We start from the raw sequence: 15,119 nt of genomic DNA on the forward strand, positions 1-15,119 counted from the left end.
GTCCAGAGAAAGTGAAAACAGTTGTAAAGATTCGCTTACTATACCGTCAATTTATCACCACACCAGCGAGCCTGTAGCTTATTCCTGAAAAGCAAAATATTTAGTTATTTATCTCACGTATCGCGCCTTTGGGGCGAAAAGCTGCTACCACATCCGCGTGCGTCTCCACGTAAGGGCCTTCCAGAAGCTGTAAACAATAAGGTACAGCCGCGAAGATGCCCGGAACGTTTATCTTGCCCTGGTCGTCTTTCAGGCCTTCAAGGGTTTCCCTGATGGACTTCGGCTGGCCGGGCAGATTGAGAATGAGCGACTGTTTACGGATCACCCCTACCTGACGCGACAGAATGGCAGTCGGCACAAACTGCAGGCTGATTTGCCGCATTTGCTCACCAAACCCCGGCATCTCGCGATCGGCAACGGCCAGCGTGGCATCGGGCGTAACATCACGCCGGGCCGGGCCTGTCCCACCGGTGGTCAATACCAGGTGGCAAAAACGCTCATCGACCAGCTCGCAAATCGTCTGTTCTATCATGGGCTGCTCATCGGGCACCAGGCGCGTTTCCACTTCAAAGGGCGTGCTGATCGCGCTGTTCAGCCAGGCTTCCAGGGCAGGGATCCCCTGATCCTGATAAATCCCGTTCGCGGCGCGATCGGAAACCGAGATCAATCCGATACGTAATGTGTTCATGATGATATTCGCTGTGATTTACCGCAGTGCGGTGCATGGGGAAGGAGGTACTAAGAAGAATAACAAACGGTGGCGGAAAGGGAAAACCGTGGCGACAGCGCCGCCACGGTAAAACGATTACAGCATTTCTGCCAGCATCTTCTCAAGCTTGCCCTGGTCGATGGCAAAATTACGAATGCCTTCGGCCAGCTTGGTCACAGCCATAGGATCCTGATTGTGCTGCCACAGGAACTCGGATTCTGTCATCTTAGCCGGACGCGCTTTAACTTCACCCTTGTAGCTCAGCTTACGCTCCAGTGTGCCTTCACTCTCCGCCAGCTCTTTCAGCAGCGCAGGAGAAATGGTCAGACGGTCACAACCGGCCAGTTCGATGATCTCACCGACGTTACGGAAGCTGGCGCCCATCACAACGGTTTCGTAACCGTGCTGCTTGTAGTAATCGTAGATTTCAGACACGGACACCACGCCAGGATCTTCGTGTGGCGCGTACTCTTTCTTATCCGTGTTGGCTTTGTACCAGTCGAGGATACGGCCAACAAACGGCGAAATCAGGTAAACACCCGCTTCAGCACAGGCACGCGCCTGAGCGAAGGAGAACAGCAGGGTCAGGTTACAGTTGATACCTTCTTTTTCCAGCTGCTCTGCTGCACGAATGCCCTGCCAGGTGGAGGCCAGTTTGATCAGGATACGATCGTTGCTGATACCGGCATCGTTGTACAATTTAATCAGGCTGCGAGCTTTGGCAATGCTGGCTTCGGTGTCATAAGAAAGGCGAGCATCCACTTCGGTGGAGATACGGCCCGGCACCAGCTTAAGAATTTCCAGACCGATGTTAACGGCCAGCTTGTCGGATACCAGCTGCAGCTGTTGTTCTTTATCGCTGCTCTGCTGACGCGCCCAGGCGATCGCTTCATCAATCAGTTTGCGGTATTCAGGGATTTGAGCAGCATTGAGAATCAGAGAAGGGTTGGTCGTTGCGTCCTGAGGCTGATACAGCTTCATCGCTGCGATATCACCAGTGTCGGCCACTACGGTGGTCAGTTGACGCAGGGAGGTCAGTTTGTCCGTCATGTTTTTTCTCTTAGTTAACTGTCAGGGTGATAAAAGGCTGTTGGGATAATATCACGCGGTAACGGTGGTGCAAGGTCAGGGAATGCCGTTTACGATAGCGCGAACAAATAGGAGTGATTTGCCGATCCTTGCGGCTTTTTTGCTACACTCGCAGGCAACAATTACAGGCTAACCCCTTAAAAAAGGGACTCATTGAGGAAGCGACGATGTTGATGGTGATTTCTCCTGCCAAGACGCTGGATTATGAAAGCCCCCTGACGACGCAGCGTTTTACCCAGCCCGCGCTGTTAGAAAAGTCACAACAGCTGATTGAAATTGCGCGTAAGCTCTCGCCGGCGCAGGTCGCTTCACTGATGAGCATTAGCGACAAGCTGGCACACTTAAACGCTGACCGCTTTAACAGCTGGCAGCCGGATTTCAATCTGAAGAATGCCCGTCAGGCTATTCTGGCGTTTAAAGGTGATGTCTATACCGGTTTACAGGCTGAGACGTTTAGCGAGCAAGATTTCGACTTTGCCCAGCAGCATCTGCGTATGCTGTCCGGACTTTACGGCCTGCTGCGGCCGCTGGATTTAATGCAGCCCTATCGGCTGGAGATGGGCATCAAACTGGCTAACCCGGCCGGTCAGGATCTCTACAGCTTCTGGGGCGATCTGTTAACGGAAAAACTGAACGACGCGTTGGCCAGTCAGGGCGATGACGTGCTGATTAATCTGGCTTCCGATGAGTACTTCAAAGCCATCAAACCCAAGAAACTGCAGGCGCGCCTGATTAAACCGGTCTTTCTGGATGAGAAAAATGGCAAATTCAAAGTGATCAGTTTCTATGCGAAAAAAGCGCGGGGTCTGATGAGCCGTTACATCATTCAGAATCGCCTGACGAAGCCAGAGCAGCTTACGCGGTTCGACGTGGATGGCTATGCTTTTGCGGCTGAGGAAAGCCGTGAGAATGAGATGGTGTTTAAACGCGCCGAACAGTAACAACAGCCCGACGCATTAGCCCTGCAAAAGCGATGAGGTGGTCAGCCCACCTCATCCTGACTGACAGAGCATTACTTGAGCAGAAACGCCCGTAGTTGGGCAAAATCTGCGCCCATCTGATGCGACAGCAGGGGCAGATCCGCGCGCTCAGCCAGCTCGGCAGGCAATGCCAGTTTCTGATCCAGAATGCTTTCCACGCTCTCCAGGAACTTAGCCGGATGGGCCGTTCCGAGGAATAAACCAAACTCCCCTTCCTGCAGCTGGTCACGCAACAGACGCCAGGCAATTGCTGCATGCGGCTCAGAGACGTAACCCAGCTTCGCCAGCTCGCGCATCGCTTCACGCGTAACATCGTCCGTTACCGCACCGTAAGCCAGATCGCTCAGACGCCAGGTTTTACGGCGGAACAGCTCTTCCACACGCGGCCAGTTGTTTGGCTGGCTAACGTCCATAGCATTCGACAGCGTCGCCACGGTGGCGTTAGGCTGCCATTCACCCTTGCCCAGGAAACGTGGCACCGTGTCGTTGGCGTTGGTCGCGGCGATAAAGCGTTTAATCGGCAGGCCGAGTGATTTCGCCAGCAGGCCGGCCGTTAAATCACCAAAGTTTCCGCTTGGCACGGAGACCACCAGCTGATTACGCTTCTCCTGCGGCAGTTGGGCAACCGCTTCAAAGTAGTAGCAAATCTGCGCCAGCAGGCGGCTGATGTTAATCGAGTTAGCGGAGTTCAGGCCGATCGCCTTTTTCAGCGCCTGATCGTCAAACGCCTGCTTAACCAGCGACTGGCAGGCGTCAAAATCGCCGTCAATCGCAATGGTTTCGATGTTGCCGCCCAGCGTGCAGAACAACTTCTCCTGTAACGGGCTGATTTTCCCCTGCGGATAGAGGATGACAACACGCACATTCTCCATACCGTAAAAGGCGTGAGCCACGGCAGCACCGGTATCGCCGGACGTCGCCGTCAGAATGGTAATTTGCTCATCGGACCCGCTGACGTATGACAGCATCTGCGCCATGAAGCGGCCGCCAAAATCTTTGAACGCCAGCGTCGGGCCGTGGAACAACTCCAGGCAGGCAATGTCGTCGCTGACGGCCTTAACCGGCGCCGGGAAGGTGAACGCGGTTTTCAGGCGTTCAGTCAGGTGCGCTGCCGGGATTTCATCCCCGATATAGGCTGAAAGGATTTTACTGCTGCGGGTAACAAAATCCATTTCCAGCATGGCATCGATGTCGGTCAGTTCAAATTCCGGCAGTTCGAGCGGAAAAAACAGCCCTTGCTGTGAACCCAGACCTTGTTTCACCGCCTGGGCGAAGCTGACCTGCTCGTTATGATCCTTAAGGTTGTAGAGTTTCATGCGTTATCCCAGTTTACGTGCGCCAGCCGTATCAAGACGGCAGATATGGACGAAGCCTTCATCGTTCTGCAGATAGTGCTGGCTCAGCCAGTCGGCCATCTGCTGCGCCGTTTCCATCTGGTTGCAAACGGCAAATAGCGTGGGGCCGGAGCCCGATATTCCACAGGCCAGCGCGCCAATATCCTGCGCGGCCTGGCGAGCCTCGGCAAAGCCCGGTAACAGCTGAGTACGATAAGGCTCAGCAATGACATCCTGCATAAGTTTAGCCGCCAGCGCGGGTTGGCGCGTATGACAGGCGTGAACAAAGCCTGCCAGCAGACGACCGTGTTTGATGCAGTCCTGCTTTGCATACTGCGCAGGTAAAATCGCCCGCGCTTCCGCCGTCGAGACTTTAATACCCGGATAGGCCATGACCCACAGCCAGTCGTCAAATCCGGGTACGGCCTGACTGATAATGCCGTTTTCTTCCAGCATCAGCTGAATACCGCCAAGGAAGCAGGGCGCGACATTATCGTAATGTACGCTACCGGAGATGCGCCCTTCCAGTTCTCCCATCAGGGTCAGGAGCTGAGTTTCATCAAGCGGGTTACCACAAAATTCATTCATCGCCATCAGGCCAGCCACCACGGAGCAGGCGCTGGAGCCGAGGCCGGAGCCGATCGGCATATTTTTTTCCAGCGTCATCGCTACAGGTACGGTTTTGCCAATCGCTTCACAGAAACGCTGCCAGCACTGATAGACGATGTTCTCTTTGGGATCGCTGGGCAGCTTACTGACAAAACGTCCCGCATTGCTCAGGCTAAAGCTGTCGGCCGCCTCGACCGACACGCAGTCACCCAGCAATGTACCATCCACTGGCGATACCGCCGCGCCCAGCACGTCAAAACCCACGCTGACGTTACCGATTGAGGCCGGCGCATAAATTTTTACCATCATTACACTCCCAACTTCCATGACAGTGTGCGCAGCAGATCGGCAAACACGCCCGCAGCTGTCACATCGTTTCCTGCACCGTATCCGCGCAATACTAACGGAATCGGCTGATAATAGCGGCTGTAAAAGGCCAGCGCGTTTTCGCCATTTTTGACTTTGAAAAGCGGATCGTTACCGTCAACCGCATCGATCTTCACTTTACATGCCCCGCCCTCTTCGATCACGCCAACCAGACGCAGCACTTTGCCTTCAGCACGTGCCTGTTCCACCCTGGCTGCAATAGCCGCATCGGCTTCGGGTAACTGCGCCATAAACTGGTCGACATCGGCGATGGCATTCAGATGCGCGGGCAGCAGGGGTTCGATTTCAATGTCGCTCATTTCGAGCGAATGCCCCGCTTCACGCGCCAGAATCAGCAGCTTGCGCGCGACATCCGTACCAGAGAGATCGTCACGAGGATCGGGCTCGGTAAAGCCCATCTCGCGTGCCATCCTGGTCGCTTCTGACAGCGATACACCTTCATCCAGCTTGCCAAAAATATAGGATAACGATCCTGATAAGATTCCAGAGAACCTGATCAACTCATCGCCTGCATTGAGCAGATTTTGCAGGTTCTCAATGACGGGTAAACCCGCGCCGACGTTAGTGTCATACAGGAACTTACGACGCGATCCCGCCGCCGCCACACGCATCTTCTGATAGTATTCCCACGACGAGGTGTTGGCCTTTTTATTCGGCGTGACCACGTGAAAACCTTCCGCCAGAAAATCTGCGTACTGGTCGGCAACCGCCTGGCTCGAGGTACAGTCCACAATCACCGGATTCAGTAAATGATACTCTTTAACCAGGCGAATTAAGCGCCCCAGGTTAAACGGCTCTTTGGCCTGCGCCATTTCGCCTTTCCAGTCGCTGAGATCGATACCGTGCACGTTGGTTAACAGCGCCCGGGAATTCGCAATGCCGCAAACGCGGAGATCGATGTGCTTTTGTTTAAGCCACGTCTGCTGGCGATGCAGCTGATCCAGCAGGGCGCCGCCGACTCCGCCGACGCCCACCACAAAAACCTCAATCACCTGGTCGGTGGCAAACAGCATCTGATGCACGACGCGCACGCCCGTGGTGACGTCATCATTATTGACCACGACCGAAATAGAGCGTTCAGACGATCCCTGAGCGATAGCGATAATGTTGATATTGGCGCGCGCCAGGGCAGAGAAGAATTTCGCTGAAATCCCGCGCAGGGTGCGCATGCCATCCCCTACAACCGAGATCACCGCCAGATTTTCGATAACGTCCAGCGCATCCAGCAATCCATCTTTCAGTTCAAGATAGAATTCGTCTTCCAGCACACGGCGCGCTCGCGCCTGCTCGCTCTGAGGAACACAGAAGCTGATGCTGTATTCAGAAGAAGACTGGGTGATTAACACCACTGAAATCCCGGTGCGTGACATAGTCGCGAACACGCGGGCGGCCATGCCCACCATGCCTTTCATCCCCGGGCCAGACACGTTAAACATCGCCATATTATTCAGGTTGGTGATGCCCTTAACCGGGAATTCATCCTTTTCACCATTGGCGCTGATCAGCGTACCTGGGGCCTGCGGATTGGCCGTGTTTTTGATCAGGCAAGGGATCTGGAACTGGGCGATAGGCGCGATAGTCCGTGGATGCAGGACTTTCGCCCCGAAATAGGAGAGCTCCATCGCCTCCTGGTATGACATGGATTTGAGCAGGCGGGCATCCGGCACCTGACGGGGATCGCAGGTATAAACCCCGTCTACGTCGGTCCAGATTTCGCAGCAATCGGCACGCAGACAAGCCGCCAACACGGCAGCAGAGTAGTCGGAACCGTTTCGGCCCAGCACCACCAGCTCGCCCCGCTCATTACCGGCGGTAAAACCGGCCATCAGGATCATATTTTCAGCCGGAATTTTACTGGCTTCGATGCGGCGGGTTGATTCTGCGATATCCACGGTAGACTCGAGATAGTGGCCGATGGCTAACAGCTTCTCGACCGGATCGATAACGCTGACGCCATAACCTCGTGCCTCAAGCAGCTTTTCCATAATCGCAATCGAGAGCTTCTCACCACGACAGATCATCGCGGCGTTGACGCTGTCAGGGCACTGTCCTAACAGGCTGATCCCGTGCAGCACCTGTTTAAGCTGAGCAAACTCGCTGTCTACGCGGCTTTTAAGCCCGTCATAGTCGAAACCGGGTTGCGCCTCGGCCAGCCCCTGCAGCAGCTCCGCAAAGATGCGCGTCGCGTCACTGATATTCGGCAGCGCATCCTGACCGCTAATGGTTTTTTCGATCATCGCGACCAGATGGTTGGTAATCTTAGCGGGCGCAGAAAGCACGGTGGCAACCTGTCCCTGTTGCGCATTACTTTCCAGAATATCGGCCACGCGCAGAAAACGCTCTGCATTAGCAACCGAGGTCCCACCGAATTTCAGCACTCGCATGATGTCAACTCTCCTGATTTTGAGTCAAAAAAAAACCCGCACTCGTGAGGTGCGGGCTTCTTTTCTGTTTTTCCTGGATGCGTCAGCCCGCCCCTTTACCGATCGTAATGGTAATGGTGGTGGTAATAATTGTGGTGTTCAGGCTGTGATTACGCATTCAGATTTATTTTTTCTGTCTGTCATTGATTGTCCGTCTGCGTCAAGAAGTAAAGCAAAGCGCACATTAAGTCAACGGTTTTATCCGTTGCGCAAATACAGACCACAATGTTTAGCATGCTGTTAAACAAAAAAAGCCTGGTGAATCGTTTGTTATACCGCATTTCGTTAACATCTGTGACTGTATAGTCACGCTTAACCCGAGGATTTATCTGCCAGCTTTTTTTCCACGTCATGCAACAAACGGTGCAACATCGCACTGTCGCGCTGCTCTAACAGGCCAATACGCTGATTAATCCAGTCGGCCATTTTATTGTCGTCACTCACCTCTAACCGGCTCAGTAACTGTTCAAACCGCTGGCGCAGGGCTTGGAGCTGCTGACCATCGGCCGCTGGGGCGACAGGCGCAGCCACCTGATTGAGCGCCGACAGCTGGTAACAGTAAACCATAACGGCCTGCCCCAGGTTCAGTGAAGGATAATCGTTTGCCATTGGAATGCCGGTGAGCAGGTCAACCTGCTCCAGCTCTTCATTGGTCAGCCCGCTGTCTTCACGGCCAAATACCAATGCCATGCTGTTTACCCACTGACGTTTTTCCCGCAGTTGCGCTTCCACCTGCTGCGGCGTTGCATAATAGCGGAACCTGGCCCGACTTCGCGCGGTCGTGGCGACGGAAAAGTCGATGTCTGCCAGCGCTTCGGCCAGCGTATCAAAGGTTTTTATCCTGTCCAGAATATCACCTGCGCCATGAGCTACGCGGCGGGCGGCCGGATCCTGCCATGCATCACTGGCAACAATACGCATTTCATTAAAGCCCATGGTTTTCATGGCACGCGCCGCCGCGCCAATATTTTCTGCCCGGGCAGGTGAGACGAGGATAAGAGGAAAAAGCATGATCATTCCATCAGTAAATGTGCACGCTGCTAGTGTAACACGCACCTGCTTTATTGAGGGATATAGGTGGTCATGTTAAGACTCTGACATACATGTTAAAACACGTTAAAAAAGGCCGGAGCGCGCCTTTTTATCATAAAGTGCACATTATCAAAACCTTCAAAATAAAAGCCTTTCATTTCAGTCCACTGTAATAGTAAGTTTCTAACATCATATTTAGTGATAAGCCGGGCTGGCGGGGACAAAAATGAGACGTAATGTCAGCCAGCACGCTATTTTTTGAGATGTTTTTCACAGAAATGTTAACGTGCTACAATTGCATTTGATATAAGTCAACGAAGCGTTGTTTTTATGCTTACCAGTTGTTGTTATTGCTGTTAGGTTGCTGTTAATACAGTTAGTATGTGTTTCAAATTATTATTCCGCAGGGCATGGAATTTTTACCCCGGCAGGCTGGCGAATACGGTTGTTGACCTTGATAAAAGCTTATCAAAATTTACTTTTGTACAACGGTTCAGCAAAGCTTGCCGTTCTCCGCACTGGAGAGCACCTAACCGCTGTACGCCCTGTTTTCAATTTAGTTGGCAAAATTAGGTAGCTAAACATGCAGACCCCGCACATTCTCATCGTTGAAGACGAACTGGTCACGCGCAATACCCTCAAAAGCATTTTTGAGGCGGAAGGTTATGTCGTGTACGAAGCGACCGATGGTGCAGAGATGCACCAGGTGTTGACCGACAATGATGTCAATCTGGTTATTATGGACATCAATCTGCCGGGTAAAAACGGCCTGTTACTGGCACGTGAACTGCGTGAGCAAGCCAATGTCGCATTGATGTTCCTGACCGGACGCGATAACGAAGTCGATAAAATTCTTGGGCTGGAAATTGGTGCAGACGACTACATTACTAAGCCGTTTAACCCACGCGAATTAACTATTCGTGCACGTAACCTGCTGTTGCGCACCATGAATTTGCCTTTACCCAATGAAGAGCGTCGCCAGGTTGAAAGCTATAAGTTCAACGGCTGGGAGCTGGACATCAACAGCCGCTCACTCATCAATCCCAACGGTGAGCAGTACAAACTGCCGCGCAGTGAGTTCCGTGCCATGCTGCACTTCTGCGAAAACCCCGGCAAGATTCAGACGCGTGCTGATTTGCTGAAGAAAATGACCGGACGCGATCTCAAGCCACACGACCGTACTGTTGACGTGACAATCCGTCGTATCCGTAAACATTTTGAATCCACGCCAGATACCCCTGAAATCATCGCCACCATTCACGGCGAAGGTTATCGTTTCTGTGGTGACCTGCAGGATTAAGCTGGCAATCATTTAACGCCCTTACGGGCGTTTAATGATTGCCTTAGTGCCACGGCATAATCGGTACGGCGCTTAGCGCATTTTTAGGTGAACCATCCACCACTTTATCTGAGTAAGCCAGATAAATTAATGCGTTACGCTTGCTGTCAAAGAAACGCACGACCTGCAGTTTCTTGAAGATCAGCGATGTGCGCTGACGAAACACTACGTCACCCTGTGCTTTGCCTTTGGCAATTTTCTCGCTCAGTTCTACCGGCCCGATTTGCTGACACGAAATGGCCGCGTCTGATGTATCTTCCGCTAATCCCAGCCCGCCCTTGATACCGCCTGTTTTCGCCCGGCTGATGTAGCAGGTGACATTTTTTACGTCGGGATCGTCGAATGCCTCAACCACAATTTTGTGGTCGGGTCCAAACATCTTAAACACAGTGTCGACGGAGCCAATCTCTTCAGCCAGAAGCGGACTGGAAAACAGCAAACCCGCGAAGGTGACGAGCAGGAGACGAGGTATTGTCATTGAGTTACCATTGCAAATGTAATAGATGAGCATGTAATGTACTGTCAATCGATACAATAACCAACGTAAAAAGGGTATAAATTCCCGCGTAGATAGCACAACCATCCCAGTCAAAACCAAACATGTCTTTAAAGCAATAAGTGCTATTATTCGTCGACTTCATTTAGCTGCGCCACCAGAGTATGAGGATGTTTTATGGACCAAGCCGGTATCATTCGCGATTTGCTTGCCTGGCTGGAGAGCCATTTGGATCAACCACTTTCACTGGATAACGTTTCCACTAAAGCCGGTTATTCTAAATGGCATCTACAACGGATGTTTAAAGACGTTACCGGACACGCCATTGGCGCCTATATCCGGGCACGACGTCTTTCCAAAGCCGCGGTGGCACTTCGCCTGACCAGCCGCCCGATTCTCGATATTGCTTTGCAGTATCGGTTTGATTCACAGCAGACCTTTACACGAGCCTTTAAAAAGCAGTTTAATCAAACACCTGCATGGTATCGCCGCTCGTCTGACTGGAATTCATTTGGTATTCGCCCACCCATTCGGTTAGGAAACGATCAGCAGCCGGAATCGCAGTTCGTCACCCTGCCGGAGACCGTTCTGGTGGGACAGACACAGAGCTACACCTGTACCCTGGAACAAATTTCCAGCTACCGCGATGAAATGCGTGTCCATTTCTGGAAACAGTTTCTGTTGGAAACGGATACGGTTCCGCCCGTGCTCTACGGTCTGCACCAGGTCCGTGCCAGTCATGAAAAAGACGATGAGCAGGAGATTCTGTACACCACAGCCGTGCCAACCGACAGCGCGACCAATATGCATTCGGGCCAGAAGGTCATTCTTGAAGCCGGGGATTACGTTCAGTTCAACTACAGCGGTCCGCGCGTTGAACTTCAGGAGTTTATTCTGTTGTTATACGGTACCTGCATGCCGACGCTGGGCCTGACGCGCCGCATGGGGCAGGACATCGAGCGCTTTATTACCCACGGCGGTAAAAAGCGCAGCGAACCGCCTACAGAGATTCGTTGTGAATATCTGATCCCGATTCGCCGTTAATACCTGGTGTGATGCCGCCGTAATGACGGCATCATCGATTAACGCTGAAGCTCGTCCATCGCGGGTTCGTCGAGGTGGGCAATATCACCCGCCGTTTCCACGACCCAACCCTGTGCCAGCCATGCGCTCTGCTGATGATCAACGCGGGAAATCGAACAGTTGCGCAGGCGCAGGCGACGTTCGGCATAGGCCGGTAGTCCCAGAATGGTGCTGACCAGCACGCCCAGCGCCATGCCGTGGCTGACCAGTAGCGGGCGGCTCCCTGCCGGCAGCGCCAGGCAGGCATTAAGTGCCTCCTGCATACGCTGCGCCAGTTCCGTCATGGATTCGCCCTGAGGAATGCGGCCGCCCTCGCTGCCGTTTACCAGCGAAGCACGCCAGCCCTCTTCTTCCGGGCTCAGTTCATCAAGCAATCGTTTTTCCAGTATGCCCATGTTCAGCTCCCGCAGTCGCGGGTCGAAAGTGATATCACAACCACAGGCATCGGCAATGATTTCAGCGGTGCGCCGGGTGCGCCCTAAATCGCTGGAAATAATATGCGTGATACCGGCGCTTTTGATGCGTTCACCGACCTGACGGGCTTGTTGCTCACCTTTTTCCGTCAGCGGACTGTCGGAGTGCCCTTGAATGCGACGTTCTGCATTCCATACCGTTTCACCGTGACGAACAAGATAGACCTGTAGCATGCTTAGTTTCCGTTATACTGCGACCAAAATCGCCTTAATTACCTGAGGGTTCAATTAATTATGTACCATGTTGTCGCAGCTACCATCAATCCAGCGAAGATTCGTGCGATTGCTCAGGCATTCAACGACGTTTTCGGCGAGGGATCCTGCCATATCGAAGGGGTCGAGGTCGAGAGCGGCGTTGCGGCACAGCCTTTAACCAACCTCGAAACGCGAACTGGCGCACGCCAGCGCGTGATGAATGCCCGTCAGGTTCGTCCGGAAGCCGACTTCTGGGTGGCGATTGAAGCCGGAATTGAAGAAGAGTGCGCTTTTGCCTGGATGGTGGTGGAAAACCAGAAACAGCGGGGAGAGTCACGTTCGGCCAGTTTTACCCTGCCGCCGGTGGTGATGGCCGGTTTACGTGAAGGACGCGAACTGGGTGAGGAGATGGCGCGCCTCACCGGCATCGACAATATTAAGCACAAAGGCGGCGCAATCGGCACCCTGACCCAGGGCCTGCTCAGCCGCTCCAGCGTTTACCACCAGGCTCTGATACTGGCGCTCTGCCCGCTAACCCATCCGTTCTATCAGCAGTAATCAGCGACGCTTCAGGTGTGCTTCCAGCCACTCCTTCAGTGCCGGAGGCGCCTCTTTCAGGCTGTTTGATCCGCGGGTAATCGTGGCAATTCCCACGCCCAGTTCGTTTTTCAGTTCACGCTGGCTGATGTCGCCATTCAGCAGCGATTCAATGATACGCAAGCGTGTACCAAAGGACTCTCGTTCATCTGGCGTCGTCATCAGCTGTAACAGCGGCAGCGCCTGGTTATCCGCAAAAGCCTGTTGCATCAGCTCAACAAAACGCAGCCAGTGCGCGTCCGTAGCCGGGTCAGTCGTGGATGGCACAGAGGGTTGATTCATGAGAGGCTTCCGTACTCGCTAAAGAGTACGGAAGCTTAACACAGCTAGTAGCGGCGATTCCACTCAGCATCGGACAGGATCTTGTCCGGCTGACCCAGGAAGTAGCGGTAGTACGCATCATAGGCCAGCACATTCTTCACGTAACCCCGGGTTTCCGAAAACGGAATGGTTTCGATAAAGGCGACGGCGTTGAGATTGCCTGCTGTACTGCCTTGCCAGGTCCGTACGCGTCCCGGGCCGGCATTGTAAGCCGCTGAGGCGAATATCCGGTTCTTATCAAACTGCTGATAAACATACTCCAGATATTGCGTCCCGATCTGAATGTTGGTCTGCGGATCGAACAGCTGAGACGCGTTCACATAGCCCGGGATGCTAAACATCTTCACGGTGTGTGCCGCGGTCGCCGGCATAATCTGCATCAGTCCGCTGGCACCCACCGGGGAACGGGCTTTCGGGTTCCATGCACTTTCCTGACGGGAAATCGCCATCGCATAACTCTGCGGAATGGATTTACCCTGGGTGTTCTGCTTATACAGATCCTGCCATGCCAGCGGGAAACGCTCTTTCAGGCTGTCCCACATTTTCGCGGTGATCGTGGCCTGTACGCTCAGATCCCACCAGTCCTGTTCGCTTGCGTAGCGCGCCAGCATCTGCTGCTGGACATGGGTTTTGCTGCCGATCAGGTTGGCCCACTCGCTGCGTGCCAGATTGTCCATGCCCCAGTACATCAACTCACGCACGCGTGCGAGTTCTGGCCCCTGGGTGGTTGCCGCGTCAGGTTTGGGTGCCGCATCGACCTGAAGAGGATAGTCCACCCCTAAACGTTGTGCGGCAACCATAGGATAAAAACCGCGCTCTTTCATCAGCTTACGCAGAATGTCATCGGCTTCTTCTTTGCGATCTTTTGAATAAAGCAAATCGGCCTGCCAGTACTGCCACTCGTCTTTCTCTTTCGCTTCAACCGGCAGACGCGCAATCCAGGTGTTCAGGCCACGACGATCGTTTTCACTCAGCGCCAGGCGCACCCGCCGTTCTACTAACGCGGTCGATTCGCTGTTCATTACCACCGCATCGCGCCAGCGCGCCTGCTCGGAGGTCAGATCGCTGCCCATCATCCGCCAGACGACAATCTCTTTCAGCGCCTGCTCATCTTCTGGCCCCATTTTTTGTGCGCGCACCAGCTCAGGGATCAGGCTACGGGCTGTTTCCATATCGGCACGGGCGACGCGGGTAAAGGCAAAAATCGTGGCCTGGCGCGTGAAGTCGGTTGCGCCCACGCTGTTGGCAAAGGTCGTGACGGACTGAGGATCTTTCTGCAACGCCAGTAATGCATCCGACATCGTCTTGTAATCGGCAGGCAGCGTTTTGGCCAGATAGCTGACCAGGCTGTCATTGCCCGCTTTCATTGCCAGGCGGATACGTTCAAGAATAGTGATGGGAGAAAGCTGACCGCTGGCCTGCCACACGGAGAAGAGCTTGTCGCAGTCATTCGGCAGGGCCGTGCCGCGCAGCCAAATGGCTTTGGCACCGTCAAATGCCGCCTGCTGCTTTCCGGTTGACCATTTGGCATAGTACCAGTTACAACGTGCCTGCACCGGCGTGGGCTCGTCGGGGCTGAAGTTAAGCACGCCTTGCCAGTCCTGACGATGCGCAAGTACGTTAACAAAACGCGTTTTCAGCGAGCGCGCTGGCGGTAAAGTCGGATACTTTTGAATAAAATTTTGTACTGCCAGGCTGGTTTCCTGGTCCAGGTCCTGCGCCAGCAGACGGTATTCTAAATAAGGATAAAGCGGATAATCCTGTAGCGTCGGTAACAGCTGTTCAACTGTTGCCATCTGATTACTGTCCCAGGCCTGCTTAATTTGTTGATATCGTTGCCGTTGTTGATCAAGCGAATCAGCCCATGCGCTGCCGGCCGTGCTGACCAGGCAGATCCCTATCATCCAGTTACGCCACTTCTCCACGTAAATCTCCTCTGTTGCTGGGCGCTGGCTCTGTGCCAGACGTTATTCATGCTAACCAGGGGAAGCCACTCTTGCCATGTTCTTCACAAAATTTACCTTCGCACCGCTTTAACGCACCCTGATGTCA

At 53.6% G+C, this 15,119-nt stretch carries 15 protein-coding genes and 1 other annotated feature; of the genes, 4 read left to right on the forward strand and 11 right to left on the reverse strand.

Annotated elements, in window-relative coordinates; all coding sequences use genetic code 11:
* Positions 1-100: 100 nt before the first annotated feature.
* Together mog and tal are read right to left on the reverse strand one after the other, a co-directional pair.
* The gene (gene mog, locus PAGR_RS18140) at positions 101-688 is read right to left on the reverse strand and encodes a molybdopterin adenylyltransferase (RefSeq protein ID WP_014592878.1); all 588 of its coding nucleotides are present in this window, start codon (positions 686-688) and stop codon (positions 101-103) included.
* A gap of 117 nt (positions 689-805) precedes the next feature.
* The gene (tal, locus tag PAGR_RS18145; protein WP_013024554.1) at positions 806-1,759 is read right to left on the reverse strand and encodes a transaldolase; all 954 of its coding nucleotides are present in this window, start codon (positions 1,757-1,759) and stop codon (positions 806-808) included.
* 206 nt (positions 1,760-1,965) lie between these two features.
* On the opposite strand from tal, the gene yaaA reads away from it, so the two are divergent.
* Positions 1,966-2,739, forward strand: a complete 774-nt coding sequence (yaaA, locus tag PAGR_RS18150; RefSeq protein WP_014592877.1) for a peroxide stress protein YaaA — start codon at positions 1,966-1,968, stop codon at positions 2,737-2,739.
* Between the two features lie 71 nt (positions 2,740-2,810).
* On the opposite strand, the gene thrC is transcribed toward yaaA, so the two are convergent.
* The 5 genes from thrC to PAGR_RS18170 form a co-directional block, all read right to left on the reverse strand.
* Positions 2,811-4,094, reverse strand: a complete 1,284-nt coding sequence (thrC, locus tag PAGR_RS18155; RefSeq protein WP_013024552.1) for a threonine synthase — start codon at positions 4,092-4,094, stop codon at positions 2,811-2,813.
* A gap of 3 nt (positions 4,095-4,097) precedes the next feature.
* Positions 4,098-5,027, reverse strand: coding sequence for a homoserine kinase (thrB, locus tag PAGR_RS18160; RefSeq protein WP_024472265.1), 930 nt, complete (start codon positions 5,025-5,027; stop codon positions 4,098-4,100).
* A gap of 2 nt (positions 5,028-5,029) precedes the next feature.
* Positions 5,030-7,492 carry a bifunctional aspartate kinase/homoserine dehydrogenase I gene (gene thrA / locus PAGR_RS18165; protein ID WP_014606618.1) on the reverse strand — a complete coding sequence of 821 codons (2,463 nt, stop codon included), beginning with the start codon at positions 7,490-7,492 and terminating at the stop codon, positions 5,030-5,032.
* A gap of 25 nt (positions 7,493-7,517) precedes the next feature.
* Positions 7,518-7,642: a sequence feature (Thr leader region), on the reverse strand.
* Positions 7,575-7,649, reverse strand: coding sequence for a thr operon leader peptide (thrL, locus tag PAGR_RS24395; RefSeq protein WP_109707012.1), 75 nt, complete (start codon positions 7,647-7,649; stop codon positions 7,575-7,577). (Overlaps the previous feature by 68 nt.)
* A gap of 194 nt (positions 7,650-7,843) precedes the next feature.
* Positions 7,844-8,542, reverse strand: a complete 699-nt coding sequence (locus tag PAGR_RS18170) for a tRNA/rRNA methyltransferase (RefSeq protein ID WP_014606619.1) — start codon at positions 8,540-8,542, stop codon at positions 7,844-7,846.
* Between the two features lie 604 nt (positions 8,543-9,146).
* Here PAGR_RS18170 and arcA point away from each other — a divergent pair.
* Positions 9,147-9,863: a two-component system response regulator ArcA gene (gene arcA, locus PAGR_RS18175; protein WP_013024548.1), complete on the forward strand. Its 717-nt coding sequence runs from the start codon at positions 9,147-9,149 to the stop codon at positions 9,861-9,863.
* Between the two features lie 43 nt (positions 9,864-9,906).
* Here the strand turns inward: arcA and creA are convergent, their stop codons facing one another.
* On the reverse strand, positions 9,907-10,380 hold the full coding sequence (gene creA / locus PAGR_RS18180) for a protein CreA (RefSeq protein ID WP_019106396.1): 474 nt from the start codon (positions 10,378-10,380) through the stop codon (positions 9,907-9,909).
* Between the two features lie 195 nt (positions 10,381-10,575).
* Here creA and robA point away from each other — a divergent pair, with 195 nt between their 5' ends.
* On the forward strand, positions 10,576-11,442 hold the full coding sequence (gene robA / locus PAGR_RS18185; RefSeq protein WP_013024546.1) for an MDR efflux pump AcrAB transcriptional activator RobA: 867 nt from the start codon (positions 10,576-10,578) through the stop codon (positions 11,440-11,442).
* A gap of 38 nt (positions 11,443-11,480) precedes the next feature.
* Here the strand turns inward: robA and gpmB are convergent, their stop codons facing one another.
* Positions 11,481-12,128, reverse strand: coding sequence for a 2,3-diphosphoglycerate-dependent phosphoglycerate mutase GpmB (gene gpmB / locus PAGR_RS18190; RefSeq protein WP_014606621.1), 648 nt, complete (start codon positions 12,126-12,128; stop codon positions 11,481-11,483).
* Positions 12,129-12,188: 60 nt separating this feature from the next.
* Here gpmB and yjjX point away from each other — a divergent pair, with 60 nt between their 5' ends.
* On the forward strand, positions 12,189-12,707 hold the full coding sequence (yjjX, locus tag PAGR_RS18195) for an inosine/xanthosine triphosphatase (RefSeq protein ID WP_013024544.1): 519 nt from the start codon (positions 12,189-12,191) through the stop codon (positions 12,705-12,707).
* Here yjjX and trpR read toward each other — a convergent pair whose 3' ends face one another.
* Complete coding sequence (gene trpR / locus PAGR_RS18200) at positions 12,708-13,028, reverse strand: trp operon repressor (RefSeq protein ID WP_014606622.1); 321 nt, start codon at positions 13,026-13,028, stop codon at positions 12,708-12,710.
* Positions 13,029-13,072: 44 nt separating this feature from the next.
* On the reverse strand, positions 13,073-14,992 hold the full coding sequence (gene sltY / locus PAGR_RS18205; RefSeq protein WP_014606623.1) for a murein transglycosylase: 1,920 nt from the start codon (positions 14,990-14,992) through the stop codon (positions 13,073-13,075).
* Between the last annotated feature and the right edge of the window lie 127 nt (positions 14,993-15,119).

Source organism: Pantoea ananatis PA13, from assembly GCF_000233595.1.
Lineage (GTDB): Bacteria > Pseudomonadota > Gammaproteobacteria > Enterobacterales > Enterobacteriaceae > Pantoea > Pantoea ananatis.